The 26833-nt window shown below is 68.7% G+C and carries 25 protein-coding genes; 8 read left to right on the top strand and 17 right to left on the bottom strand.

Annotated features, from left to right (window positions below; genetic code table 11):
• Nucleotides 1-4: 4 nt before the first annotated feature.
• Nucleotides 5-1123: a phosphoribosylformylglycinamidine cyclo-ligase gene (gene purM / locus HD600_RS07675; RefSeq protein ID WP_144794486.1), complete on the bottom strand. Its 1119-nt coding sequence runs from the start codon at nt 1121-1123 to the stop codon at nt 5-7.
• A gap of 51 nt (nt 1124-1174) precedes the next feature.
• Here purM and HD600_RS07670 point away from each other — a divergent pair, with 51 nt between their 5' ends.
• Nucleotides 1175-1780, top strand: a complete 606-nt coding sequence (locus HD600_RS07670; RefSeq protein ID WP_144794485.1) for a zinc-binding alcohol dehydrogenase — start codon at nt 1175-1177, stop codon at nt 1778-1780.
• A 3-nt stretch (nt 1781-1783) separates the two neighbouring features.
• Here HD600_RS07670 and HD600_RS07665 read toward each other — a convergent pair whose 3' ends face one another.
• From HD600_RS07665 to HD600_RS07605, 13 genes are all read right to left on the bottom strand, one after another.
• Complete coding sequence (locus HD600_RS07665) at nt 1784-2098, bottom strand: potassium transporter Trk (protein WP_144794483.1); 315 nt, start codon at nt 2096-2098, stop codon at nt 1784-1786.
• 43 nt (nt 2099-2141) lie between these two features.
• Nucleotides 2142-2972 carry a siderophore-interacting protein gene (locus HD600_RS07660; RefSeq protein ID WP_241731646.1) on the bottom strand — a complete coding sequence of 277 codons (831 nt, stop codon included), beginning with the start codon at nt 2970-2972 and terminating at the stop codon, nt 2142-2144.
• A 109-nt stretch (nt 2973-3081) separates the two neighbouring features.
• Nucleotides 3082-6450 carry an HtaA domain-containing protein gene (locus tag HD600_RS07655; RefSeq protein ID WP_184282725.1) on the bottom strand — a complete coding sequence of 1123 codons (3369 nt, stop codon included), beginning with the start codon at nt 6448-6450 and terminating at the stop codon, nt 3082-3084.
• Nucleotides 6451-6580: 130 nt separating this feature from the next.
• Nucleotides 6581-7366, bottom strand: a complete 786-nt coding sequence (locus tag HD600_RS07650; RefSeq protein ID WP_184282723.1) for a heme ABC transporter ATP-binding protein — start codon at nt 7364-7366, stop codon at nt 6581-6583.
• Complete coding sequence (locus tag HD600_RS07645) at nt 7363-8379, bottom strand: FecCD family ABC transporter permease (RefSeq protein WP_338402257.1); 1017 nt, start codon at nt 8377-8379, stop codon at nt 7363-7365. The genes HD600_RS07650 and HD600_RS07645 overlap by 4 nt, the downstream gene beginning before the upstream one ends.
• Before the next feature lie 89 nt (nt 8380-8468).
• Complete coding sequence (locus HD600_RS07640; protein WP_184282718.1) at nt 8469-9587, bottom strand: heme/hemin ABC transporter substrate-binding protein; 1119 nt, start codon at nt 9585-9587, stop codon at nt 8469-8471.
• Nucleotides 9584-10513 (bottom strand): HtaA domain-containing protein, encoded by a 930-nt coding sequence (locus HD600_RS07635; protein ID WP_184282716.1) that lies wholly within the window; start codon nt 10511-10513, stop codon nt 9584-9586. Before HD600_RS07635 ends, HD600_RS07640 begins: the two co-directional genes overlap by 4 nt.
• A 69-nt stretch (nt 10514-10582) precedes the next feature.
• Nucleotides 10583-10951, bottom strand: a complete 369-nt coding sequence (locus tag HD600_RS07630) for a sterol carrier family protein (RefSeq protein WP_184282714.1) — start codon at nt 10949-10951, stop codon at nt 10583-10585.
• A gap of 35 nt (nt 10952-10986) precedes the next feature.
• Nucleotides 10987-11721 carry an acyltransferase domain-containing protein gene (locus HD600_RS07625; protein WP_184282712.1) on the bottom strand — a complete coding sequence of 245 codons (735 nt, stop codon included), beginning with the start codon at nt 11719-11721 and terminating at the stop codon, nt 10987-10989.
• Nucleotides 11718-12554 (bottom strand): class II fructose-bisphosphate aldolase, encoded by an 837-nt coding sequence (locus HD600_RS07620; protein WP_184282710.1) that lies wholly within the window; start codon nt 12552-12554, stop codon nt 11718-11720. Before HD600_RS07620 ends, HD600_RS07625 begins: the two co-directional genes overlap by 4 nt.
• Nucleotides 12551-13507: a hexose kinase gene (locus HD600_RS07615; RefSeq protein ID WP_221421528.1), complete on the bottom strand. Its 957-nt coding sequence runs from the start codon at nt 13505-13507 to the stop codon at nt 12551-12553. Before HD600_RS07615 ends, HD600_RS07620 begins: the two co-directional genes overlap by 4 nt.
• Complete coding sequence (locus HD600_RS07610) at nt 13504-14415, bottom strand: ROK family protein (protein WP_184282708.1); 912 nt, start codon at nt 14413-14415, stop codon at nt 13504-13506. Before HD600_RS07610 ends, HD600_RS07615 begins: the two co-directional genes overlap by 4 nt.
• Nucleotides 14412-15287: an SIS domain-containing protein gene (locus tag HD600_RS07605; RefSeq protein ID WP_184282706.1), complete on the bottom strand. Its 876-nt coding sequence runs from the start codon at nt 15285-15287 to the stop codon at nt 14412-14414. The genes HD600_RS07610 and HD600_RS07605 overlap by 4 nt, the downstream gene beginning before the upstream one ends.
• A gap of 115 nt (nt 15288-15402) precedes the next feature.
• On the opposite strand from HD600_RS07605, the gene HD600_RS07600 reads away from it, so the two are divergent.
• From HD600_RS07600 to purD, 7 genes are all read left to right on the top strand, one after another.
• A complete protein-coding gene (locus HD600_RS07600; protein WP_184282704.1) occupies nt 15403-16215 on the top strand; it encodes a DeoR/GlpR family DNA-binding transcription regulator in 813 nt (270 codons plus the stop codon).
• Between the two features lie 188 nt (nt 16216-16403).
• Complete coding sequence (locus tag HD600_RS07595; protein ID WP_184282702.1) at nt 16404-17636, top strand: Gfo/Idh/MocA family protein; 1233 nt, start codon at nt 16404-16406, stop codon at nt 17634-17636.
• Nucleotides 17633-18943, top strand: a complete 1311-nt coding sequence (locus tag HD600_RS07590; protein WP_184282701.1) for an ABC transporter substrate-binding protein — start codon at nt 17633-17635, stop codon at nt 18941-18943. Before HD600_RS07595 ends, HD600_RS07590 begins: the two co-directional genes overlap by 4 nt.
• Nucleotides 18940-19896: a carbohydrate ABC transporter permease gene (locus HD600_RS07585; RefSeq protein WP_184282699.1), complete on the top strand. Its 957-nt coding sequence runs from the start codon at nt 18940-18942 to the stop codon at nt 19894-19896. Before HD600_RS07590 ends, HD600_RS07585 begins: the two co-directional genes overlap by 4 nt.
• Nucleotides 19897-19927: 31 nt before the next feature.
• Entirely contained in the window at nt 19928-20809 is an 882-nt protein-coding gene (locus tag HD600_RS07580; protein ID WP_338402180.1) for a carbohydrate ABC transporter permease, read from the top strand.
• A 21-nt stretch (nt 20810-20830) separates the two neighbouring features.
• Complete coding sequence (locus tag HD600_RS07575) at nt 20831-21508, top strand: NUDIX hydrolase (protein WP_184284778.1); 678 nt, start codon at nt 20831-20833, stop codon at nt 21506-21508.
• A gap of 21 nt (nt 21509-21529) precedes the next feature.
• Entirely contained in the window at nt 21530-22807 is a 1278-nt protein-coding gene (purD, locus tag HD600_RS07570; RefSeq protein ID WP_184282697.1) for a phosphoribosylamine--glycine ligase, read from the top strand.
• A 34-nt stretch (nt 22808-22841) separates the two neighbouring features.
• On the opposite strand, the gene HD600_RS07565 is transcribed toward purD, so the two are convergent.
• The 3 genes from HD600_RS07565 to HD600_RS07555 all read right to left on the bottom strand — a co-directional run bounded on the left by HD600_RS07565 (nt 22842) and on the right by HD600_RS07555 (nt 26680).
• Nucleotides 22842-24020, bottom strand: a complete 1179-nt coding sequence (locus HD600_RS07565) for an ROK family transcriptional regulator (RefSeq protein ID WP_184282695.1) — start codon at nt 24018-24020, stop codon at nt 22842-22844.
• 75 nt (nt 24021-24095) lie between these two features.
• The gene (locus tag HD600_RS07560; protein WP_338402179.1) at nt 24096-25199 is read right to left on the bottom strand and encodes an ABC transporter permease; all 1104 of its coding nucleotides are present in this window, start codon (nt 25197-25199) and stop codon (nt 24096-24098) included.
• Nucleotides 25196-26680: a sugar ABC transporter ATP-binding protein gene (locus HD600_RS07555; protein WP_184284777.1), complete on the bottom strand. Its 1485-nt coding sequence runs from the start codon at nt 26678-26680 to the stop codon at nt 25196-25198. The genes HD600_RS07560 and HD600_RS07555 overlap by 4 nt, the downstream gene beginning before the upstream one ends.
• Nucleotides 26681-26833 lie beyond the last annotated feature (153 nt).

Raw genomic sequence — 26833 nt, 5'->3', positions numbered from 1 at the left:
CGTGTTACTTCGCTCCATCCCGGTACGACCCGACCAGTCGCACCGCACCACCGTCGACGCCCTTGGCGCCCTCTTCGAACTCACCGACCGGGCGGGTGCCGGTCGAGACCGTCGCGACCTGCCAGGCGTCGATGCCCTCTGCGGCGAGGGCGGCGATCGCGGCATCCTTCTCGCTCGCGTCGATGACGGCGAGGAAGCCGATGCCGAGGTTCCACGTGCCCTCTGCGGACTCCAGCGTGGTACCGGCGATGTCGCTGAGCACCCGGAAGACGGGGCTCGGGGACCAGGTCGACCGGTCGACGTCCGCCCAGCTGCCCACCGGCAGCACACGGGCGAGGTTCGCGGCGATGCCGCCACCGGTGACGTGGCTGAGCGAGTGCACGGCGCCGTCCTGCAGCGCGTCGATCAGGCGCAGCAGCGGACGGGTGTAGAGGCGGGTGGGCTCGAGGAGCGTCTCACCCCAGGTGGCGCCGAAGTCGGCGGCGTTGTCGGCGTAGCTGATGCCGGCGCCGGTGATGATGTGGCGGACGAGCGAATAGCCGTTGGAGTGCAGCCCGCTGGAGGCGAGGGCGAGGACGACGTCGCCGTCGACGACGCGTTCCGCACCGAGGACGGCATCCGCCTCGACGACACCGGTCGCGGCTCCTGCGACGTCGTAGTCGCGGGGGCCGAGGAGCCCGGGGTGCTCGGCGGTCTCTCCGCCGACCAGCGCCGTGCCCGTCGCACTGCACGCCTCGGCGATGCCGCGCACGATGTCGGCGATGCGCTCGGGGACGACCTTGCCGCAGGCGATGTAGTCCGTCATGAACAGCGGCTTCGCGCCCACCACGACGATGTCGTCGACGACCATGCCGACGAGGTCCTGCCCGATCGTGTCGTGCTTGTCGATCGCCTGCGCGATGGCGACCTTCGTGCCGACGCCGTCGGTGCTCGTGGCCAGCAGCGGCTTGGTGTACCCGAGCAGCGCGCTGGCGTCGAAGAGACCGGCGAAGCCGCCGACACCCCCGAGCACTTCGGGGCCGTGCGTCGCGCGCACGGACGACTTCATCAACTCGACGGCGAGATCACCTGCAGCGGTGTCGACGCCGGCTTCGGAATAGGGATTGGTGGGGGAGGCAGCCACGAGACAAGACTACCGGCCGCGCGGGCATCCGAGATCCCTAGGATGGGGGCCATGGCCGACAAGCCGCAGTGGTTGATCCGCGAGGACGCTGGTGTCCCCGTGCTCATCGCGCTCGCCCTGCGGCAGATGCTCGGCATCCGGCAGCCCGAGGACCTCCCCGCCCTGCGCGATCTGCCCGTCCGTGCGCCGGACGCCACCGACGCGACGCCGGCGCTCGAGGCGCAGTGGCGGGAGTACTGGGACATGACCGTCGAGCCGCGTGCGCACCGATCGGATGTGCCGCTCGAGCTCATCGACGGCTTCGACACGCTGGTCGCCCTCCCCGCCACCGGGGCCGAGGAGCTGCGCGCGGCGGTCGAACCGCTCGCCGAGGCGGCGCTGCGCTATGCGCAGGGCGCACGCAGCCGGTATTTCGAGACCATGAAGACGGCCACCGGCGGCGGCGCGTACCGGGCGTACGCGAGCGCGATCGCGGAGTTCGAGCGCGAGGTCGGGCGGCGCGCGCACTCGTTCGAGCTCAACGTCCAGGTGCTGCCGTTCTCGCAGCGCGGGATCTGGTGGGTCGGAGCATTGACGGTCGCAGTGACCGACGGACTCCGCCGGGACGTGGTGGCGTTCGACGGCGCCATCCGCCCCATCATCGGCGAACTGGCGTAGGGGTCAGTCCGACTCGGTGATGGTCTCGTGGTCCACCCGGACGACGCGGTCGTGGCGACGCGCGATCCGCTCGAGCAGGACGGCGACCATGCCGCCGAGGGCGATGCCGATCGGCACGGTCCACAGCAGGGCGAATCCGAAGACCTGGCCGGGAGGGTAGACGACGTCGAGCGTCGCCGACGGTTCGTAGCTTCCCACCATCGTCAGGATGCCGGCGGCGATGATGCCGAGCACGACCCCGATCCCCATGAACACGCCGTAGCGCGGGACGCGCCGCACGGTCGCTTCGACGGTCTCGCGGGATTCGGAGGAGGACATGTCTCCATTGTCCCACGGTCTTCCCTGGGCGCTGACGGTACGGTCAGATCTGGCCGACCGCCTCGCGCTTCTCGGCCTGGAAGGCATCTTCGCGACGACCGTGCGCCCAGTACGCCGACAGCGACAGCTGCGTGCGGTCGAGCCCGCGCTCGTCCGTCAGATGCGGACGGAGCTGCTTCATGGCGCCTCGCTCGCCGTGCGCGAAGACCTGCACGCGGCCGTCGACCCATTCCAGGTCGCGCACGGCATCGATGAGAAGCGACGTCGTCCCTGCTTCCCTGTCGCCTCGGTGCAGCCAGCGCACGTCGATTCCCGCAGGCGCGACGAGCTCGATCTGCTCCGATGCGTCCTGCACCTCCAGAAGCGCGACGCCTGCGGCATCCGCCGGCATGGCCTCGATCGCCGACGCGATGGCGGGGATCGCCGACTCGTCGCCGACGAGCAGGTGCCAGTCCGCGGTGCCGTCCGGCGCGTAGCCGCCGCCGATGCCGCCGAGCACGACCGGATCTCCGGGTCGTGCGTTCGCCGCCCAGGGGCCGGCGAGCCCCTCGTCGCCGTGCGTGACGAAGTCGACCCAGATGCGACCGGCGTCCAGGTCGAATCGACGGATCGAGTAGGTGCGGGTCGACGGCAGCATCTCGATCGGCAGCTGCTCCCGCAGCTGCTCCATGTCGTACGGGGGAGTGAGCCCCGCCTCGGCGGGCGCGAAGAGCATCTTCGTGTACGCGTCGGTGAATCCGTTGTCCTCGACGGCGGAGATACCGGGGCCACCGGCGATGATGCGCACCAGGTGCGGGGTCAGGCGGATGCTCTCGATCACCTCGAGGACGACCTGCGGACGCTGGGGCCGCCGAGGGCGGTCGGTGACGGTCAAGAGTGCTCCTTCTTCCATGCCGGTACTGCGTCAGTGCTCATAACCGACGATACGAGGGATGCGACCCGAGCCGGGCCGCATCCCTCGTATCGGTCAGTGCGTCAGCCGGTCACACCGCCTGCCGGCGACGGTGCCACACGAGCGCACCGGAGCCGAGCAGCAGCAGGATCGCGGCCGCCCAGACGGCGTCGAACGGCGCCGGCCCACCTGTCGTCGCCAACGAACCGTCCGTCGTGGTGTCGCACGGCACCTCAGCACCGAGCGGGAACGTGAAGCTCACCGCATCCAGTGCCTCACCGGCCTCGTAGAAGCCCATAAAGGCCGCGGCCCCCGCGGAGGTCAGGGATGCCGAAGCGCCGCTCCACGAGACCTGGGTCGCGGATTCGCTCGCCGCCGGCAGCGAGAGCGATGCGAATGCCACACCGCTCGCAGCGACCGACTCGTGCGATCCGTAACCAGCGGACTGCGCATCGAGGTACAGCATCGCCGTCGTGGCGCCGGTGACCTGGATCCGAGGGTTCGACAGGGTGATGTCGAGCAGACCGCTGTGGCCGGTGTAGTGGATCGACCCGCCGTAGCCGACGGAACCGCTGTCGTTCCCGGTGCTGTACGCACCGGATCCGGCTCCCCAAGCACCCGAGATCTCGCCCTTCGCGATCGGTCCCTCGATGTAGTTGCGGAAGGATTCCTTCACGCCCCACGAGATCGTCGCACCCGACACAGACTGCGCGGTGCAGACCTCGACCGCGGCCCCTCCGCCTGCGACAGCCTCGCCGCCGCCACCGCTTCCCCCGGTCGTCGCCGCGGAGACGGTGAAGTAGGCCGTGGCCACGGTTCCGTCTGCGCGGGTGACGACGAGCGAGTGGGATCCGGTGGCGAAGTCCGCCGGGATCGTCCAGCGCACATTCACTGTTCCGGATGCCGACGCCGTGAAGGTTCCAAGGTCCACCGGGTCGGAGTGCACGACCGCGGTGAGCTTCTCACCGGACTCGAACCCGGATCCGCTGACGGACAGCACCCCGCCCTGCGTGATCGTGCTGCTGCCGTCGATGCTCAGAACCGGAGCCACCGGAGCGTCCTCGGTCAGCGGGAACGTGAAGGTCACGGGGTCGAGTGCCGTGCCGGCGGAGTAGAAGCCCGCGAAGGCCGCTGCACCGTCCTCGGTCAGCACCGCGACAGCATCCGTCCAGGTGATGGCCTCACCGTCGGATGCCGTGACACCTGCCGGAAGCGTCAGCGTCGCGAACGCGACATCGGTCTCGTTCACGTCCTCCGTGCCGTTGTACCCGGCTGAGACGACGTCCACGAAGAGTGTCGCCGACAGCGGTCCCGTCACCGCGATGCGCGGGTTCGAGATCGTCATGTCCAGTGCCCCGGCGTGACCGGTGAAGTGGACCGAGCCCGAGTACGACACCTCCCCTGTGTTGCTGTCGACCGCGTAGGCGCCGGAACCGTTCGACCACACGAATTCGCCGTCGCCGTTCAGCGCAGTCCCATCGAGGCTGATCGAGCCGTGCGCGATCGGGCCGGTGATGTAGTTGCGGAAGCTCTGCTTCAGGCCCCACTCGAGCGTGGCGCCCGACACGACACCGGGTTCGGGCTCTGGCTCGCCTTCCGGAGCGGTCCAGCTCAGACCCAGCGGCGCGGGCGGCTTCGTGGCGTTGCCGGGAGTCTCGCCGGACTGGTAGTAGAAGGACTGGATGGCGCTCGGCACTGCGAGCACGAAGGCGTTGGGCCATGCATTGCCGTAGTCGGCGTTCCACGTGCCTTGCGCTGTCGTGCCCTCGTAGTCGAAGGCGACCGTCGCATCGACGTCGCCGGTGAAGTCGGGGACGTCGATACCGGCGGCGGTGGCGACCACGAGGTGGGTCGTCGCGGCACTGGAGTCGTACGCACCGACGCCCGTCCGCACGTCGCCGCTCCAAGTGGCGGCGCCATCCGCCGAGATCGTCAGAACAGGGTCGACGAGTTCGATCCACTGCCCGTTCGGCGGGAAGAACCCGGCGTAGGCCTCGACGCGCAGCGCGCCGGTGAAGCGGACGACGGTGGCATCGTCTGCGACGACCCCGGTGCCGCCGCTGAGGACGAACGAACCGTCTGCGACAGAGACGTCACCCGAGGCGACCTTGGTCCATCCGTTCGCGTATTCCGACCATGCCCACCTCGCCGTGACATCCGTGATCTCGGTGCCATCGGTGGGCGCAGCGATCTCCACGACGGCGGGATCGACGATCCCGTAGTTCGCGGTGGCCTCTGCCTCCGACGGCTGGAAGGCGTCATCTGCAGGCGTGAACTCCGCCGTGAACGCGTGACCGCCCGCCGCCAGAGCCGACGTCGTCAGCTTCGCCGCGCCATCGGCGACATCCTCGGAACCCAGCGAAACCCGGTCTGCGGTGCCTGCTGCGGTCGAGAAGAACTCCACCGAACCGGCCGGAACGTCAGAGCCCGTCGCGTTGGCCACCGTCGCCGTCAGAGTTACGTCCTCACCCAGGAGCGTCCGCGTCTGCGGCTCGACAGTCAGCGTGGTCGACGTCGCATCCGCATCCTGATCGGGGTCCGGAGCCGCCGTGATCGTGTAGCTGTACGGCTCCGATGTGGATCCTCCGAACGCGGTCGCGTCTGCCGGCGTGAACTCGGCCGTGAGCGTGTGCGGCCCGGCGGCGAGCGCGCTCGTGGCGATCGATGCCGCGCCGTCCGCGACGTCGTCCGTACCAAGCGAGGCGGTGCCGTCGAAGAACTCGACACTGCCCTCTGCGGCAGGAGCGACCGTGGCGCTGAGCGTCACTTCATCGCCTTCCGCGGCCGTCGCCTCAGGCGAGACCGAGAGCGCCGTCGTCGTGCCGACGGGATCCGGCGTCTGCACCGTGTACGGAAGCGTCACGGTCAGACCGTCCGCGTACGGGTTCGAATCGTACATGCCGCCGAACATCGTCAGCGCGGCGGCCGTGAGGGTGCCCTGGCCGGTCGTCCAGCCGATCGTGCCTGCACCAACGGAGGGTTCGCCGAGCCCGAACGTCGCGACCGCCATCTGCGTCGCGTCGGTGGCCGGGAAACCGCCGTACTCGACGCTGGTCACGTCGAAGTAGAGGGTCGCGGTGCTCGCACTGTCGACCGAGAACGTCGGGTTGGACATCGTCAGATCGAGCGCCCCGTCATGCCCGTAGTAGTTCACGCTGCCGCCGAACGAGACCGAGCCGAGGCGGGTGTCCGGGTCGATCGTGCCGGCGCCGCCGCTCCACGACACGATTCCGCTCGCCACCGATGCCGGCGCGACCGGAGTCACGGAACCGTGCGCTATCGGACCGGTGATGTAGTTGCGCCACGAGTCGCGCAGACCCCAGCTGACCGTGGCATCCGCGACGTCCGCCTCGGCCGCCTGCGCGGGTGCGGCCACGCCGACGAGCGCGGCTGCTGCGATGAGCGCGCCGATCAGCGTGCTCGCAAGCGCCCTCCGCGGCGCTCTCTTCGTTCTCTCCACGAACTTCCTCCAGGGTAAGGGGCGGGAAATCGGCACCGCAGCGCGACGTATTCGATCACGAAGCAAGGGCAGCCTAATTTAGCTAAGGCTAACCTATGCTGAACCTGAAAGACAAGTGAGAGCCCGAGCGTCACGCACGACGCGGCAGCACGACGGGTCGCCCGGTCTCCGGGTCGGCGATGACGCGGACCGAGATTCCGTAGACGTCGGAGATGCGGTCTTCGGTGAAGATCTCGTCCGGGGCGCCGAGTGCGTTCAATCGCCCCTCCGAAATGATGGCGACGTCGTCCGCGTACGCCGCAGCGAGCGAGAGGTCGTGGAGCACCACGATCACCGCACGCCCGAGCGCGGCAAGTCGTCGCGTGAGCTGCAGCACGTCCTCCTGGTGGCGCAGATCGAGCGCCGCCGTCGGCTCATCGAGCATGATGATCGCGGTGTCCTGTGCGAGCACTCTCGCGAGCGAGACACGCGCCTTCTCGCCACCGGAGAGTGACGAGAAGGCGCGGTCGGCGAGGTGCAGTACATCGGCGCGCACCAAAGCCTCGCGGATCGCGGTCTCATCGTTGCCGTGATCCAGGCCGGTCCACGGTGCTCGCCCCATCTCGACCACCTCGCGCGCAGTGAACGAGAAGGCCACCTGGTTCGACTGCAGCAGCACGGCGCGGCGTCGGGAGAGCTCCCGCGCCGAATAATCGTGCACGGGGCGCCCGTCCAGTTCGATCGATCCGGCGGCGGGCCGGGCATCGCGAGTGAGCAGGCTGAGAAGGCTCGACTTGCCCGCACCGTTCGGTCCGACCAGCGCCAGCACACGGCCGTACTTCACCTCGAGCGTGATGCCGGACAGGATGTCGATGGAGCCGATGCGATAATCGACCCCCGCGAGTGCGAACGCGGCGTCGGACGCGTGGCCGCTCATGCCCACCCTCCCGCTTTGCGTCTGTTGCGGCGGATGAGCCAATAGAAGAACGGTCCGCCCACGAGCGAGGTGAGCAGGCCGATCGGGAGGTCGGCCGATGCCACCAGAGTGCGCGCCAGCAGATCCGCATAGACCAGCAGCGCCCCGCCGGTGAGAAATGACAGCCCGATCAGCGTGCGGTTCAACGGACCGACGATCATGCGGATCATGTGCGGAACGACGAGGCCGACGAACGAGATCACGCCGACGAATGCGACGGCGGCTCCGGTGAGCAGCGCGATGAGCAGGATCGACACGAGCCGGAGGCGCTCCACGCGGATGCCGAGGTGCGCGGCCGTGCGGTCGCCGAGGGCGAGCAGGTCGTACTGCCGTCCGAGCGAGAGGATCACGACGGTGCCGATCGCGCCGGCGAGAGCCACGACCAGGACCTCGCTCCAGCGCGAGCCGTTCATCGAGCCCAACTGCCAGAACACGATCTGCTCGCGTGAGGCCGTGCTGCCGGCGAACATGAACACCGCGAGCCCCGCACCGGCGAACGCGTTGACCGCGACGCCGGTGAGGATCAGCGTCACCGTCTCGGTGCGTCCCTGCGCGCGGGCGGCCGAATACACGATGAGCGTCGCTGCCAACCCGCCCGCGAAAGCGAAGATCGCGGTGGTCCAGACGCCGAAGAATGTGACCCCGAGGGTGATGGATGCCGCCGCCCCAAGGGCCGCGCCGGATGAGACCCCGACGACGCCGGGTTCGGCGAGCGGATTGCTGAACACCGCCTGCATGACGGCGCCGGTCACGGCGAGCAGTGCTCCGACCAGCAGCGACATCATGACGCGGGGGAAGCGGATCTGCCAGAGCGTCTGTTCGATGAGGGCATCGGCGGGTGCCCACTCGTTGTCGACGCCGAGTGCCCGCAGCAGCGACCCCACGACCTGCGCGGGCCCGATCTGCAGCTGTCCGCTCCCGGCCGAGAGAACCACGCCGAACACGAGCAGCGCGATCACGACCGCGTACGCGATCGTGCGCCGTGAGCCGGTGCCCGAACGGCCTGTGCCCGAACGGCCTGTGCCCGAGCGGCCGGTGCCCGAGCCGGCCGATGGCGGCGCGCTCACGAGCCGGTCGGCTCTGGAGCGTAGACCGCCCGGGCGAGCGCGTCGAGCACGTCGGCTGCCCGCGGACCGTACGACAGGACCACGCCGTCGTCCATGTCGACGAAACGACGGTTCTCCCCCGCGGTGGTCAGCGCGATCGCAGGCTTGTCGGCGAGCAGGCCGTCCACACCCCCGACCGACTCGAGTCCGCTCGTCATCACGATGATCAGGTCGGGGTCGGCGGCCACGATGGCCTCATCGGTGAGCGGGGTGAGCTCACCCCATCCGAGCTCCGTGGGGATGTCAACGCCGCCCAGCCCTTCGATCAGCTGGCTCGCCCCGGCTTCCTCTCCGAACAGGTAATAGACGCCGGCGGACCCGCGCAGGTACAGGAACACCATGCGCAGGCGGTCGTCGCCGGTCGGCGCGATCATGCCGATCTCAGCCGTCGTAGCCGCCACCTCGTCAGCGATCCGGGCGGCCAGCTTCTCTCCGGCCTGCGGAGCACCGTAGACCGCCGCCACATCGCGTGCGAGCGCGGATGCGCCGTCGAAGGATGCGCCGTTGTGCACGGTCACGACAGTGATGCCGACGTCGCGCAGCTGTTCCACGACGTCGCGGGGGCCGATGGTGCCGTCGGCGATGACGAGCGTCGGTGCCAGTGCGATCACCGACTCTGCGTTGATCGTGTGCCCGCCGGATGTGACGACCGCGAGATCCTCTGTGCCGGGGAAGGTGGCGGACTGATCGACGCCCACGAGCGTCTCGCCGAATCCGAGACCCCACACGGTCGCGGCGATGGAACCGGCAAGGTCGATGGCAACCACCCGGGACGTGTCGACCACCTCCACCTCGGTATCGCCGCCCAGGTCGTGGGAGGTGACCGTGGTCGGCAGCGCCTGCGCCGGGCTCTTCTCGACCGGCACGATCGCGGCATCCGAGAGTGCCGCGGTCGAGGCGCCGACGTACGACTTCGGGTCATCCAGCAGAGTGTCCAGCAGCGGCAGCGGCACTTGCGCGGCGACGGGTGGCCCCACCGGAGTCTCGGCATTCGCTCCGGCGACCGCATCCGTGCAGCCCGTCAGGAGCGCGGCGGCCAGCGCGAGCAGGGCGGCGGCCGGGACGATCCGTCTCATCGCGACGAGCCCTCCCCGTCGGCATCCGTGGAAGCGGAGTCAACAGAGCCCGGGTCAGCGGAATCCGGGTCAGCGGACCCCATCGCCGCCACACGACGACGACGCAGGACCAGCCACACGACGACGGCGATGAGCGCCGCCGCCAGGGCGATACCGACCAGCCATCCGATCCAGCTCGCATCGGGGGCGCCGCCGGGTGTTCGCGGCGCCGCAACCGGCTCGTCGGTCGGGGCGGCGGTCGCGACGACCTCGGCCTCCTCCTCCGGGCAGTCGAGCGTGAGCGTCACACTGATCGGGTCGAACGCCGTACCGGTCTCGTAGGTGCCGAAGGCGTCGAACCCCTCCTGCGTGATGGTCGTGGGCACGGCGGTCGCCGTGAGAGTCGTGCCGTCCTCGCCGAGCTGAAGCGGGGCGGCGGCGAGGTCGAGCGCGACGAACGACGCCTGCGTGATCGTCTGCACGTTGTCGGTGTTGCCGGCGAGAGCGTCCTCCATGGTCAGGTTGCTCAGATCGAGCAGGAGCGTCCCTGTGCCGTCCTCGGCGAAGACGAGCGTCGGGTTCGCGATCACGGTGTCGAGCAGGCCGTCGTGCCCCGTGAAGTGGACGGCACCGCTGAACTCCGCGGCACCGGACGTCGTCTCGGGATCGAACTCTCCGGAGACATCGGACCAGCCGAACGACGGCGTCTCATAGGTCGCACCATCCGTCGCCTCCCAGGTGCCGTTCGCGATCGTGCCGGAGATGTAGGACCGGAACGACTCTTTGAAACCCCACGTCAGATCGCCGCCGGCGATCTCGCACTGCGTCACGGATTCGACTGACGAGTCGGGTGCCGCGGCGGACGCAGGGGATGCGGGCGCGACGAGCGCGATGACGGTGAGGAGCGTCGCCGTCGTGGAGGCGAGTGAGAAGGAGGGCCGGCGCATGCGGATCTGACCGATCTGACGAGGGGAAGTTAGGAATGCCTAACCATACTAGCCGTCGGCTCCTCCGACTCAAGGCCGCAGCGGCAGCAACCCTTCCAGGTCGGCGCGGGTGCCGGATGCCTGCACGCGGCCCGCCGCGACAGCAGCCGCCCATGTCTCCTGGCCGGTCGCGAGCGCGATCCAGGTCGCAGCATCCATCTCGATCACGTTCGGAGGCGTTCCTCGCGTGTGGCGCGGACCCTGCACGACCTGCGCGGCGCCGAACGGAGGCACGCGCACTTCCACGCTGTTTCCCGGTGCCTTTTCGTCGAGCAGCTGCAGCAGATACCGGACGGCAGTCGCGAGCGCTGTGCGCGGGGGCTTCTCATCCGACGCGGTCGCGGCTCGCACGGCATCCAGCGCCGTCCGTCCGTCGGCGATGTCGATCTTTCGGGCCATCCGCTCAGCCTATGCAGCCGCGGGCGGGGAAGCGATCACGGCGTCGTCAGAACGCCCAGGGGTGACGTCCACTCCTCACCGCCGCGAAGCGTCGAGGCGACGAGCCGTTCCAGACTCGAGCGCGGCACGACGACCGCCGGATCCCGCACCTCGGACAGCGACCGGCGGAAGACGAACTTCGCGACCGCGGCACTGGCTTCTGCACTGGCCGCACCGGGGTCGAGGATGCAGAAGCGCGCGGCGAACCCCGCGATGTTCGAGGCGGGAATCGCGGAGCCTATCCGAGGATCGAGCAGCCAGCTCTCGCAGGAGAAGGTCTTCGCTCCTGTGATGGCCGCTGCACGGTGCAGCGAGTCATCGACGAGCGCCGGCGACAGGGCACCGCTCTCGGGGATGTGCAGCGCATGCCCGTGCGCGCCGGCTCGCCGCTCGACCTGCAGTCGCCCGACCTGGATGACGTCGCCACGGAGGATGCCGACGAGCCAGGGCACCACCGTTTCGGCGCCGTAGAGCCGGTGCTTGCGCCCGATATCGCGGAGGGTGGCGAGAGTGACGGCCTCGGGGATGCCGATGCCGCGCTGTCGCGCCATGGCTTCCGGCACCAGCGCCGCCATCGCCATCGCGATCTCGTCTCCCGCCGCGGAGATGACGAGATCCTCCGCCGGCTCGCGAGCGGCATGCACGAGTTCTCGGAGCACGGCGACCAGGAGCAGGTCGGCCTCTGCGGCCGGCTCGATGCCGACGATCGCAGCGGCGTCGTGGTCCGTCATCCGATGTGGAGGAGGCGCAGCAGACGCTCGATCTCGTCCGCGACGACCGCGCGGCCGGGTGCGACGTACTTGCGCGGATCCACCAGACGCGGGTCGGCGGCCAGGCGCTCCCGGACGGCACCGCTGAACAGCGCGTTCAGATGCGTGGAGATGTTGATCTTCGTCATTCCGGCACGCACGGATGCCTCGAGCTGCTGATCGGGAAGCCCCGACGACCCGTGCAGCACGAGGGGCACCCTGACCGTGGAGGCGAGCTGCTCGATGAGCGCACGATCGACCGCTGCCTCACGCGTCGTCATCGCGTGCGATGTGCCGACGGCGACGGCGAGCCAGTCGACGCCGGTCGCCTCGACGAACCGGTGCGCGTTGGCCGGGTCCGTGCGGGCACCGGGGGCGTGCACGCCGTCCTTGCCGCCGACCTCGCCCAGTTCCGCCTCGACGAGCACACCGTGGCCGTGGCAGAAGTCCGCGATCTCCCGAGTGAGCGCGACGTTCTCGTCGTAGGGAAGGGTCGATGCGTCGAACATGACGCTCTGGATACCGAGATCGACGGCTTCGTGCACGAGATCCACGTCGTCGGCGTGATCGAGATGCACGAGCGTGGGGACGCCGATCGCGTCCGCGATGCTCAGAGTCGCCCTGGCGATGGGTGCCAACGCGCCGTGATACGCGACGCAGTTCTGGCTGATCTGGAAGATGACCGGCCGCTGAGCGCGCTCGGCGCCTGCGGCGATCGCCTCGGCGTGCTCGAGGAGGACGACGTTGAAGGCGCCGAGTCCTGTCTCGGCGCCCTTGGCGTCCGCCACGATGTCGAGGACGGTGGAGTGGGTCACGACTGACTCCGTTTCTGGTGAAGAGGATCGAGGGCTCCGTCCACAGGCGCGAGACGCTGCGCCAGTTCGGGAAGAACATCGGGGTCGATCTCGCCCGCGCCGGGGCGGAGAACCGCCGCGGCGCCGCAGATCGCTGCCCACGCCAGCGCGATCGGGGTGGAGTGCCCCTCGGCGAGCGCGGCGACAAGCCCTGCGGTCGACGCATCGCCGGCGCCGGTGGGGTTGCCTGCGATACCAGGAACCGCCTGTTGCTCGATCACGGAGCCACCGGGCTCGCGCAGCACCGAACCGTCGGCGCCGCGCGACATCATGACCGTGGCACCGCCGACCGAGAGAAGCCCCATGCCTTCGACGGCATCATCGGCGCCGGTCGCATCGAGGATCTCGCCCTCGTTGGCTTTGATCAGATCGGCGCGTGCTCCCACAGCGGCCCGCAGCATCTCACCACTGGTGTCGACGGCGACCAGGGCACCGCGGTCGTGCGCCGCGTCGACGATGAGCTCGAGATGCTCGGCACGGCTCGCCGGCGGGAACGATCCGGCGATGACGACCCAGTCACCGGGATTCGCCGTCTCGGCCACGGTCGCGGCCAGCCGCGACCACTCCGCAGACGTCAGCGTCGGACCCGGCTCTGCCAGGAGCGTTGGATGGTTCATCCCGTCGACGACCGCGACCGTCGTACGCGTCTCGCCCTCGATCGGGCACGGCACGGACGCGAGTCCGGCTCCGGCGATCGCGCGAGTCATCCAGCGGCCGGCATCGCCGCCGAGCGGTTGCAGGGCGACGACGTCGCGCCCCAGCGCCGTGAGTACTCGCGCGACGTTCAGTCCCTTGCCGCCGGGTAGACGTCGAACGTCGCGCACGCGGAGAGTCTCCCCCACCGTCTGGCCGTCCACCGTGTAGGTGACATCGACGGCCGGGTTCGGGGTCACCGTCACGAAGCGAGCCGTCACCGCGAATCCGATGCGTTGGGGCCCGATGCGCTGGAACTCGATCCGCTGGAACCCGTTGCGATGAGGGCGGCGCCGAGCGCCGCGGCACGGTCGCCGAGCATCGCGGTACGCAGGTCGGGTCGACGAAGAGGGCCCAGTCGCGCATCCAGCGCCGCAGCGAGAGGCGAGGTGAGGGTGTCGCCGGCCAGTGCCACACCCCCGCCGAGCACGATCGTCTCGGGCGCCAGGTTCGCGGTGAGCCCCGCGAGCACGTCGGCGAGGACCTCGATCGTCTCGTCCCACACGATTCGCAGGGCAGGATCACCGGATGCCACGCGTTCGGCGACGACGCGTGCATCGGCGAGTCCGGCTCGCCGGGCGATGCCGGTGGCCGAGGCGATCTCCTCGACGCGCGCTCCGGCGTGCGGTCCCGTGCTCAGTCGCACCTGTCCGATCTCCCCGGCCCATCCCCCGCCGACGACAGGACGCCCGTCGATGAGGAAGGCTGCGGCGATCCCGGTGCCGATGGGGACGAATGCGATGATGCCGGATGCCCCGGAGGCCGCTCCCCACCGCGCTTCGGCCAGTGCGCCAGCGCGCACGTCGTGGCCGAACCCGACGCGCCGGCCCAGACGCTCGCTGAGCATGCGTGCGAGCGGAACGTCCGACCAGCCGAGGTTCGCGGAATAGACGGCTTTGCCATGCATCTCATCGACGATCCCTGGCACGACGACGCCGACGGGTGCGGTGGGATCCGCATCGAGAGCCGCGACGACCTCCGCGACGGCATCCACCACCAGCGCACCGGTCGGATCGGGCGATGGGGTCGGCCGGCGCACCTCTGCGATGATGAGCCCGTCACGATCTGCGACGACGCCCTTCACGGTCGTGCCGCCGACGTCGATGCCGATCACGGGGGACGTGTTCACGTCAGGATGACGGAGCGCGTCAACGAGCGCGGGCGGTCGGGGTCGAGACCCTTGGAGACTGCGAGGGCCACCGCGAAGCGCTGTGCGACGACGAGCGCTGCAAGCGGGTCGAGGTCGTGTGAGACGTACTCGGCACCGGTCGCCGCGACTTCTTCCGCGAGTCCCTTGGGCGCTCCCCCGAGGTTCCAGACCAGCCGGCCGGGCTGTGCGATCGCGATCGGGCCGTGACGGTAATCCATGGCGGGGTAGGACTCCGCCCAGAACTGTGCGGCCTCGCGCGTCTTGAGCGCTGCCTCGCTGGTGAGGCCGACGGCCCAACCCGTCGCGACGAAGGTGCACTGATCCACGGAGACCAGCCGTTCGACATCTATCGTGAGCGCCGTTCGCGCGTCGGCGATCGCCTCGGTCAGGTCGTCCCCGAAGTGACTGCGCAGAAGCGCGATGACGCTCGTGGCGAAGCGCGTCTGCACGACGGACTGCTCGTCCGCGAAAGCGAGCGCGACCGTGGCGTCGGCAAGAGCGGTGGCTGGCGAGTCGGGCACCGCCGTGATCAGCGTGGTCGGTGCGTCGACGGCGCTGAGGAGCTCCATGACCTCGGTGGTCGTTCCCGAGCGCGAGATCGCCACGACGCGGTCGTACGCGCGCCCGGCGGGGAACTCACTGGCTGCGAACGCATCCGACTCGCCGAGTCCGAGGCTCTCACGTCGCACAGCGACCGCCATCGCAACGAACCAGCTCGTGCCGCATCCCACGAAGGCGACGCGTTCGCCGGGAGCCGGCAGGGAGGCGGACACCGAACTCGCCAGCTCGGCAGCCTCAGACCAGGTCTGCGGCTGGGAGGCGATCTCGTCCTCGACGTAGGTGCGGGTCATTTTGGGTTTCCTTCAGCTTGCGATCGATAGTGACCGTTTAGAGATTATTTGATCAGAATCAATCACGACCGTCAACCTGTGATGTGACACCATATGTGAAAAGGGACGGATCGACATGCAGCAGCAGCAACGACTCAATCTCGTGCTCGAACTCATCAGTGAACGGGGCAACGTCTCGATCGCCGATATCGGCGAGCAGCTGGGAGTCTCGACGGCAACCGCACGGCGCGACCTGAACATGCTGGCGGAGCAGCGGCTCGTCACGCGAACGCATGGTGGTGCCTCGGCACTCGGGTCCGGCTACGAACTCCCCCTCCAGTACAAGATCGCGCGCCAGGCGGACGCGAAGCTGGCGATCGCCCGCGCCGTCGAAGGACTCATCGAACCGGGCGCCACGGTCGGGATGAACGGCGGGACGACCGTGACCGAGGTCGCACGAGCACTCGGCCGCAGCGAGCGCATGTCGTCGATCGCCGGTGAGCCCGGCGTCACGATCGTGACGAACGCGCTCAACATCGCATTCGAATCCTCGGTCCGCGAGAACATCAAGATCGTCGTCACCGGCGGCGTCCCTCGCCGCCAGTCGTATGAGCTGATCGGCCCTCTCGTCGCCGCGTCTTTGCGCGACTTCTCCCTCGACATCGCGGTGCTGGGCGTCGACGGACTCACGGCAGAACTCGGTGCGACGACGCTGCACGAAGGCGAGGCGGACGCCAGTCGCCACATCGCCTCCGTCGCACGCCGCGTGGTGGTCGCCGCAGACCAGACGAAGATCGGCCGCAGCACGTTCGCCCGCATCTGCCCGCTCGACGACATCGACGTGCTCGTGACGGACGCGCCGCTCCCGGCCCGCGTGGCAGCGCAGTTCGAGAAGGAGAACGTCGAAGTCGTGATCGCTCCCACCGGGCGGGCGACTGCAGCCCAGTAACGGTTCCGCGGTGCCCACGCCGGCTCCTGCGCCCGTGCATGTTTCGCTCTGATTAAAAAGAGCGCGGACGGTTGCGCTGCCACCCCGGGTCATGTCTAGTGTTTGATCATGCTTGATTTAGGACTAGAGATGACAAAATCGCTCACACGATGCATGATGGATTGCAACACAGAGAAGTGAGGGCCGCCATGACGCACACGTCTCCGGCATCCGGATCGCGCTCCGTCCGCGTCGCCGTCGTCGGCACGGGCGCCCGCAGCGTGATCGCGCATCACGTGCCCCTGGCCTGGCCCGGTGCGCAGATCGTCGCGGCCGTCGACCCCTCGCCGCGCGGCCAGGAGCGGGCGCGCACGCTGTTCCCCGACGTCCCCGTCTTCGACGACGTCTCGGCGCTCCTCGCCGGCGACCGTCCGGATGCGGCGATCGTGACCTCACCGGACGACACGCATGCCGACATCGCCGTCGAACTTCTTCGCGCGGGCGTCGCGGTGTACCTCGAGAAGCCTCTGGCCACGACGCTCGAGGATGCGGACCGCATCCTCGTAGCGGCCGCGGAGTCCGGTTCGGTTCTCTACGTCGGCCACAACTTCCGGCACGCAGGGGTCGTGCGGCGGATGAAGGAGATCATCGACCGCGGTGAGATCGGCGCGGTGAAAACCATCTGGGTGCGGCACTTCGTCGGCAACGGCGGCGACTACTACTTCAAGGACTGGCACGCCGACCGCGCCCGCACGAACACTCTTCTGCTGCAGAAGGCCAGTCACGACCTCGACGTCGTGCACTACCTCGCCGGCTCCTACACGCGACGCGTGGTGGGGATGGGCGATCTCATGGTCTACGGCGAGATCCAGGACAGACGCGAGCGTCCGGACGAGACGATGCCGGACTGGTTCTCGTTCGACAACTGGCCACCGGCAGCAGCGACCGGACTCAATCCCGTCGTCGACGTCGAAGACGTCTCGATGATGCTTATGACACTCGACTCCGGCGTGCTCGCCAGTTACGAACAGTGCCATTTCACGCCGGATTACTGGCGCAACTACACGGTCATCGGCACGGAGGGACGCCTCGAGAACATCGGCGACACCGGAGGCGGCGTCGTGAAGGTGTGGAACCGCCGCCGCGAGTGGGAAGTCGCCGGAGATCTCGAATATCCGATCGACGGCGTCGCGAGCGGGCATGAGGATGCCGACCTGGCGACGATGCGCGAGTTCCTCGCTCTTGTCATGGATGGTACGCCCACCGTCGTGTCGCCGCTCGCCGCCCGCGCCGCCGTGGCCGCGGGAGCGCTCGCCGCGGAATCCATCCGCTCCGGGTCCCGCCCGCTCGACGTCCCCCCGCTTCCGCAGCACGTGGTCGAACACTTCCGTTCGCCGCATCCCTCCCTCACGCACGACCCGTTCGAAAGGAACACCCGATGAGAAAGTCCCGATTCGCCGGTCGCATGTTCGGCGCTCTCGCCCTCACGAGCGCCGTCGCCCTCACGGCCGCCGCCTGCAGCGGCGGCGGTGGCGCAGGCCCATCCACTCCGGCCGAGTACGCCGCACCCGACAGCGACCTGACCGCCACGATCACCTACGGTCTCTGGGATCAGAACCAGGTTCCCGCCATCGAGGAGAGCATCGAGGCGTTCAACGAGCTCTACCCCAACATCACCGTCAACCTGAGTGTGACCCCGTTCAGCGAGTACTGGACGAAGCTGCAGACGCAGGCGTCGAGCGACACGCTCCCCGATCTGTTCTGGATGAACGGTCCGAACATCCAGCTCTACGCCCTCAACGACAAGATCGAACCCATCACGGGCGCAGTGGATGCCGGTGACATCGACCCGTCGAAGTACCCCGAGTCGCTCGTCGACCTCTACACGGTCGGCGACACGAGCTACGGCGTGCCGAAGGATTTCGACACCATCGGCGTCTGGGTCAACAAGGAACTGTTCGAGCGCGCCGGAGTCGAGTTGCCGGCCGCGGACTGGACGTGGGACGACTTCCAGGCAACAGCCACCGAGATCTCGACCAAACTGGCCGGCGAAGGCAGCTACGGCGGCGCCGGCGGCATGGACGGCCAGACGACCTACTACAACACGATCCTGCAGGCCGGCGGCGAGGTCATCGAGGGCGACAGCTCGGGTTACAACACGCCGGAGGCCCAGGCCGGCATCCAGTTCTGGACGGATCTGATCGCGTCCGGAGGGTCCCCCACGATGTCGCAGCTCACCGACACATCGGCCGACCAATGGTTCACCTCGGGAAAGCTCGCAATGTACTGGGGCGGCAGCTGGTTCCGGTCCGCGCTGACCGATGTGCCCTTCGCCGACAGCGTGGACGCACTCCCGCTCCCGCAGGGCGAGGAGCAGGCCACCGTCATCCACGGTGTCGCGAACGTGGTCGCCGCGTCGTCGGAGAACAAGCAGGCAGCACAAGCGCTGCAGGTCTTCCTGGCCGGCGAAGAGGCACAGCTCGCGCAGGGCGAATTCGGTTCGATCATGCCCGCATACGAGGGCACGCAGGAGGCCTTCGTCGCATCCATGCCGCAGGCGAACCTGCAGGTCTTCGTCGACGCGGTGGACTACTCGCGCCCCCTCCCGGTGAGCGCCAACACCGCTGCGTGGAACGCCCTCGAGTCGGAACTGCTCCCGCAGGCGTTCTCCGGTGAGCGACCGGTCGCCGAAGTGACCGCAGAACTCGCGGAGCAGATGGATGCGGCGCTGGCTGAGGAGCCGCGTTGACCCTTGCCGAGCGCACGGCCGCTCCTCCCGCTCCCTCGCGGAGCGGGAGGAGCGGCCCCACCACCCCGCGCCGCCGGACCAATGACGGGTGGTGGGCGCTGGTGTTCGTCGGGCCGCTCGTGCTCGGGATCGGCGTCTTCTACATCTGGCCGATCATCCAGACCGCCGGTTTCTCGTTCACGAGCTTCGGCGTCTTCGGTGATGTCGCTTTCGCGGGGATGGACAACTTCGTTCGGCTGTTCGGCGAGTCCGAGTTCTACCTTTCACTCGGCAACACGCTGCTCTACACGGCGATCGTGCTTCTCGGTGTTCCGATCGCGGTGCTGCTGGCGAGCCTCCTCAACCTTCCGGGCCTCCGCTTCGCCTCGCTGTACCGGGTGCTCTTCTTCCTGCCGTATGTCGCGATGCCCACCGCGATCGCGTTCGTCTGGCGGATCATCTTCAACGGCGACTTCGGCCTGGTGAACTACGTGCTCGGATTCTTCGGCATCGAGGGGCCGTATTGGGTCAGCACGCCCGGTTTCGCCATTCTCGCCGTCGCGATCGTCGGGCTGTGGTCCTCGCTGGGCTTCTCGATGATCATCCTCGCGGCCGGGCTCAAGACGATCCCGCCCGAGCTGTACGAGGCGGCATCGCTGGATGGCGCGAGCCGTTGGCGTCAGTTCCGCTCGATCACGGTGCCCCTGCTCACTCCGAGCATCTTCTTCGTGACGATCATCACCGTGATCGCGGGCTTCCAGCTCTTCGACCTGCTCTACGCGATCCTCGGTACGACCGCGACCAACGCCTCGCTGCCCAAGAGCATGTCGCTCGTCTACTACTTCTACCAAGCCGGATTCGTGACCAACGAGAAGGGCTTCGCGGCCGCTGTGGCGATGATCATCTTCGTCATCATCGGCTTCGTCACCTTCCTCCAGTTCCGCTTCCAGCGCAGATGGGTGCACAGTGACTGACTCTCTCCGAATCGATGGTCGCGTCCACAGCGTGACGACCGAAGCCGTCGTGACCGGTCGCGGCGGGAGCGTTCGCGCCCCACGGCGTCGTACCGGCGGCGAACGCAGATCCTACGTCGCCGCGCACATCGTGCTCGGCGTGGGCGCGCTGATCATGGCGTTCCCATTCCTCTGGCAGATCATCATGTCGCTGTCGACCAATGCACAGGTGCAGAGCGTCACACCCGTGTTCTGGCCAGGTGAGCTCCAGTGGGACAACTACGCCGAGGTCTTCCAGCGGCTGCCGTTTCTGCAGCAGTTCGGCAACTCGGTACTGATCACCGTCATCCGCACCGTCGCCCAGCTGATCCTGTGCACCATGGCCGGCTACGCCTTCGCGCGTCTTCGGTTCCGCGGCCGCGGCATCCTTCTGGCCGTGGTGCTGTCGATCCTGATGGTTCCCTCGCAGGTCTACCTGCTGTCGCAGTACCAGATCATCCAGAACATCGGACTCCTCAACAGCATCGGCGGGCTCGTGCTCCCCGGGCTCTTCAGCGCCTTCGGCACGTTCCTCATGCGCACGGCATTCCTGGCCATGCCGGCCGAGCTCGAAGAGGCCGCGCGTCTGGACGGCGCCAACACGTTCCAGATCTTCTGGCGGATCATGCTTCCGCTTGCCACCCCGACCATGAGTGTGCTCGCCATCACGACGGTGCTGTGGTCGTGGAACGAACTGCTCTGGCCGCTGGTGGTCTCCAGCTACAGCACGCAGATGCCGCTGTCGGCGGGTCTTGCGACACTGCTGAGCGACCGCACGACCGACTATCCGGTTGCGATGGCGGCCAGCATCCTGGCGATGGCTCCCGTGCTGATCATGTTCATCATCCTGCAGCGGCGGGTGATCGACGGGCTGGCATCCTCGGGTCTGAAGTAGGCATACGCTCGAAGGGTGAGCATGTCGCAGCATCCGGAGGGCGCCCGAGCGCAATTGCTTGCAGCAGCGCAGACCGGGGACTGGAATCCGGGTGTGCTGCCGCAGCTGCCGGAGGGCGTCGAGGCACGACGGTCGGCCGTTCTCATCCTGTTCGGGGTGCTCGACAGCATCCCCGCCCCCACGCCCGATGCCGCAGTAGCGAAGGATCTCGATGTCCTGCTGCAGCGGCGCGCGCCGACGCTGTCGTCGCATCCCGGCCAGGTCTCGTTCCCTGGTGGGGGACGCGAACCCGCCGACCGCGATGACGTCGACACCGCGCTGCGCGAAGCCGAGGAGGAGACGGGGCTGGACCCGACCGGTGTGGAGATTCTCGCGGCGCTGCCGGCCCTCCCGCTTGCGGTGAGCAATCACCACGTCACACCCGTGCTCGGCTGGTGGACCAAGCCGTCGAAGGTCGCCGCCGTCGATCACGCGGAGACCGTCGAGGTGTTCCGGGCTCCGGTGGCGCAGCTGCTGGATCCGGCGACGCGGTACACGTCGACGATCACCCGCGGGGGCGTGACGTACAAGGGCCCGGCGTTCGACGTGGACGGCACGATCGTCTGGGGGTTCACCGCCATGGTCCTCGACCGCCTGTTCGACGAATGCGGCTGGACCATCCCGTGGGATCGGACGGACGAACGGCCTGTCACCGTCTGAACGGCTCGGTAGTCTGGACGGGTGAAGATCCTCGTCCTCGGTTCCGGTGCACGTGAGCACGCGATCATCCTCGCGCTGAAGGCGGAGGGACGCGGTCATGAGTTGTACGCATCCCCCGGCAACGCGGGGATCGCCGACGACGCCACGCTCGTGACGGTGGACCAGCTCGACGGCGGCGCGGTCGCGGCGTTCGCCAACGAGCACGCGATCGACCTCGTCGTCATCGGCCCGGAAGCCCCGCTCGTCGCCGGCGTCGCCGACGCGCTGCGCGAGCGCGGCATCCCCGTGTTCGGACCCGGCAGAGCCGCCGCGCAGCTCGAGGGCTCCAAGGCGTTCGCGAAGCGGGTGATGGATGCCGCGGGCGTGCCGACCGGACGAGCGGTGCGCGCCGCCTCCGCCGCTGAGGTCGAGAGCGCCTTCGACGACCTCGGCGCCCCGTACGTCGTCAAGGCCGACGGCCTCGCCGCAGGCAAGGGCGTCATCGTCACCTCCGACCGCGACGAGGCACTCGCCCACGCCGCGCAGTACCTGCCGTCGGGGCCCGTGCTCGTCGAGGAGTTCCTCTCCGGCCCCGAGGTCTCACTGTTCTTCCTCTCCGACGGCGACACGGTCAGGGCCCTCAGCCCGGCACAGGACTTCAAGCGCGCCTTCGACGGCGACGCCGGCCCGAACACCGGTGGGATGGGCGCGTACTCGCCGCTGCCGTGGCTCGACGAGCAGTTCGGCAGCGAGGACGACTTCGTCTCGCTCGTCACGGAGCAGGTCGCCATGCCGGTCATCCGCCAGCTGGATGCCGAGGGGACACCGTTCATCGGTCTCCTCTACGCCGGCCTCATCCTCACCCCCGCCGGGGTGAAGGTCATCGAGTTCAACGCCCGCTTCGGCGACCCGGAGACCCAGGTCGTGCTGCCCCGCCTGCAGACGCCGCTGTCCGAGCTGCTCCTGGCCGCGGCATCCGGGAATCTCGAGGCCCAGCCGGCGCCCGCCTTCTCGGACGACGTCGCGATCACCGTCGTGCTCGCGAGCGAGGGGTACCCCGAGGCACCGCAGACCGGGCGCCAGATCTCCGGCCTCGCGGATGCCGCCTCCGTCGACGGTGTGCGCATCGTGCACGCCGCGACCGCCGGACCCGACGCGCCGGGAGGAGACCTCGTCGCCACCGGAGGACGCGTGCTCAACGTCGTCGCCGTCGGCCCGGACTTCGCCGCCGCGCGACAGAAGGCGTACGAGGCGATCGGGCGCATCGCGCTCGACGGCGCGCACTACCGCCGCGACATCGCCGCCGCCGTCGCGGGCTGAAGCCTGCTGCGGGCCGTGTCGGCGAAGCGCCGGATCAGCGGGTGAATCCGAAGCTCTGCGGCAGGATCTCCGGCGACAGGGCGTGCTCGATCGCGAGCATGCTCGCCCCGCGCACCGCCGCCTCCCCCGCGGCGCCCGACTGGACGATCACGAGATGCTCGGTCGCCAGCGGCATCGAGCGGGTGTAGACCACCTCGCGGACGCCGGCGATGAGGTGCTCCCCGACCCTGGCCATCGACCCGCCGATCGCGATGACGGACGGGTTGAGCAGACTCACGGATGCCATGAGCACCTCGCCGAGGTCCCTTCCGGCCTGCCGCACGGCCTGGATGGCCTCCAGGCTGCCGCCCGTGACGAGGTCGACGACATCGTCACCGCCCGCCGCCTCGATCCCCTGCGCGGTGAGCGACCGTGCGATCGCAGGTCCCGAGGCGATCGCCTCGAGGCAGCCGGTGTTGCCGCAGTGGCACGGGACATCGGCTCCACGGGGCACACGGACGTGGCCGAGGTCCCCGGCGATGCCCTGCGCGCCGCGCAGGAGTCTGCCGTCGGAGATGATCCCCGCGCCGATGCCGGTCGCGACCTTCACGAAGATGAAGTGATCGGTGTGCGCCCACACGGCCGCCCGCTCGCCCAGCGCGGAGATGTTGACGTCGTTGTCGACGAGTACCGGCACCTCGAGATGCTGCTGCACCCAGCCGGGAACATCGAAGTCGTCCCAGCCCGGCATGATCGGCGGCTTGGCGGGCCGCCCGGTCGAATGGGCCACGGGTCCCGGCACCCCCACGCCGACCGCCGCGACCTGGTCGCGGGTCAGCCCCGCCTCGGCGATGAGCTCGGTGGCGACGTCGACCATCCAGCTCAGCACCGGCTCCGGGCCGAGGGCGACCGCGATCCGCTCGGCACGCTGCGCGAGGATCGTCCCCGCGAGGTCGGTGATGGCGACCGTGGTGTGCGAGGCGCCGATGTCGGCGGCCACGACGACCTTCGCCGCGGGGTTCAGGGCGAACTGGGACGGCGGACGGCCTCCGGTCGACGTGGCGTCGGCCACCGGGGTGATCAGGCCGAGCCGCATGAGTTCGTCGACCCTCGTGGCGACGGTCGAACGCGCGAGCCCGGAGGACTTGGCAAGTTCCGCCCGCGTCCGAGGGACTCCGTCACGGAGCATCTGGAAGATCTGACCGACGCCGCCGGCGTTGAGATTGCTTGGCATTCTTCCCCTGTGTCCTCGACGTCACATCAGGCCTGCGACACGAGCCGCTCTGTTCTCTTCTCGTCGGCGTCGAGTCTACGCGCCCGTCGCCGCTTGGCCCTCGGGCGCCGGTCCGCCGGCCTCGCCGCCGGTCACCGAGCCGCGGGGCCCCGTCCGCACCTTGCCCGCTCGGCCGACGGCGAACTGCTGCTGCAGCAGGACGGCGACGACGATGATGACGCCCTTGGCGATGGCCTGCACCGAGGAGGACATGTTGTTCTGCACGAACACGTTGTTCAGGGTCGCGAAGATCAGCACCCCGAACACGGTGCCCGTGATCGTGCCCCGCCCTCCGATGAGCAGCGTGCCGCCGACCACGACCGCGGCGATCGCATCCAGTTCGTAGAGGTTGCCGTGCGTCGAGGTCCCCGCCGTCGTGCGGGCGAGGATCATGATCGCCGCGATCCCGGCGGTCAGACCCGACAACGCGTACAGCCACATGATGTGCTGCTTCACCTTGATACCGGCCAGCCGTGCGGCCTCACGGTTGCCGCCGATCGCCACCGTGCGCCGACCGAACGTCGTGCGGTTGAGCAGAAGCCAGCCGCCGACGGCGACGACGACGAAGATCCAGATGAGGATGTCGACGCCGAGGATGTCCACGTTCATCGCCTTGAGGAAGTCACGGTCGGACACCACCAGCGTGCGGTTGTTGGCCAGCACCTCGGCGAGACCTCGCGCACCGACGAGCATGGCGAGAGTCGCCATGAACGCCGCGACCTTGCCGTACGCGATGACGACGCCGTTGATGAGCCCGGCCCCGACGCCGACCGCCAATGCGACGACGACCGTGACGATCCAGTGCGAGGACTTCGCGATGTCCTGGATGGCCGCAAGGGACCCGACGACGGATGCCAGCGCGAGCACCGCACCGACGGAGAGGTCGATGCCGCCGGAGATGATGACGAAGGTCATCCCGACGCTGATCACGCCGATGATCGACGCCTGACGCAGGATGACCAGCGCGTTGCCGAAGTTCGTGAAGCTGTCGAACGCCGTGATCATGCCGACGGCGACGATCGCCAGCAGCGCGAGCACGAGTCCGAGGTTGCGCCCGGCCGAACCGGAGAACAAGGACCTGCGAGGTGTCGACGGTGCCGCCTGCGGCGGGGCTGCGGAAGTCTGAGTCTGCTCGCTCACGCGGCCGCTCCTTTCATGACGAGATCGAGCACGCCGTGCTCGTCGATCTCGGAGGCGGGGAGTGTGGTCAGCACGCGCCCGTCCCCCACGACGAGCACGGTGTCGGCGAGACCGAGCACTTCCTCGATCTCACTGGAGACGATGACGATCGCATGCCCGTCGGCCGCCAGTCCCCTGATGAGCGCGTAGATCTCCGCGCGGGCGCCGACGTCGACGCCGCGGGTGGGTTCGTCGAGGAGCAGGATCCTGCTGCCGTGCACCAGCCATCGCGAGAGCAGGATCTTCTGCTGGTTCCCACCGGACAGCGTGCCAGCGGGGGCATCGGGGTCGGACGGACGCAGCTCCATCGCGGAGATCTGGTCACGGGCGATCCGACGCTCGGCCCGCTCGTCGAGCCACCCCGCCTTCGCCTCGCGGCTGAACGAGGAGAGCGTGATGTTGCGGAAGACGGGTTCGCCGAGCACGAGTCCCTGCGACTTCCGCTCCTCCGGGCTGAGGCCGAGTCCCGAACGGACGGCCGCCGACACCGCCCCTCGAGGCAGCACCCGACCTTCGACGCGCACGGTTCCGGCAGTCGATGAGCGCGCGCCGTAGACGGTTTCGAGGATCTCGCTCCGTCCCGAGCCGACGAGGCCGGCGAGCCCCACGATCTCGCCGGCCCGTACGGAGAACGACACGTCCTCGAAGACGCCGTCCAGACTGAGTCCCTCGACCTCCAGCAGCACGGGCGCCGAGGTGGCGACGGGTGCGGCGGCGGGGAAGACGTTCTCCACGACCCGCCCCGTCATGTGCTTGATGAGCGTCGGTGTCGGGGTCTCCGCGACCGGGAGGTTGCTCGCCGTGCTGGCGCCGTCCTTGAGCACGGTGATCCGATCGCCGATGGTCCGGATCTCCTCCAGCCGATGCGTGATGTAGATCACCGCGATGCCCTGCGCGGTGAGCTCGGTGACGATGTGGAAGAGGTTGCGCACCTCTTCCGAGTCGAGCACGGCGGACGGTTCGTCCATCACGATCAGCCGGATGTCGTGCGAGAGCGCTCTGGCCATGCTCACGATCTGCTTCTCGGCTGCGCTGAGAGTCCCCACTTCAGCGTGCGGCGACAGCTGCTCGTGACCGAGGCGCCTCAGCAACGCGCGCGCCTTCGCCGTCGTCTCCTTGCGCCTGGTGAACCCCGCCATGGCGATCTCGTGGCCGAGGAAGATGTTCTCCGCCACCGTGAGATCGTCGACGACATCGAGCTCCTGGTACATCGTGGCGATGCCGAGATCGATCGCCGCCTGCGGGGTGTCGATCGTCACGGGCTCGCCGTTCCACCGCATCTCCCCCGCATCGGGCTGGTACACGCCGGCGAGGATCTTGATCAGGGTGGATTTGCCCGCACCGTTCTGACCGAGGAGGCAGTGCACCTCGCCGGCCCTGATCTCCAGATCCACCCCGCGCAGCGCCCTGACAGCCCCGAAGGATTTCTCCACCGCATGCATCTCCAGTAATGCATCGGCATGGTCATCTTTGATCACAGCAGGAACATAACATGACGGCATCTGGAAAACGAGAGCGTCATGAACCCACCCGAGCACGTCACGGGGTATTTGGTATACCGCGCCATCACTGCGATCTCACCCGATCTGCGACTT

It is taken from the genome of Microbacterium ginsengiterrae (genome assembly GCF_014205075.1).
Taxonomy (GTDB): Bacteria; Actinomycetota; Actinomycetes; order Actinomycetales; family Microbacteriaceae; genus Microbacterium; species Microbacterium ginsengiterrae.
The sequence above is the reverse complement of the archived record's forward strand: the minus strand, read 5'-3'. Positions and strand labels throughout refer to the sequence as shown.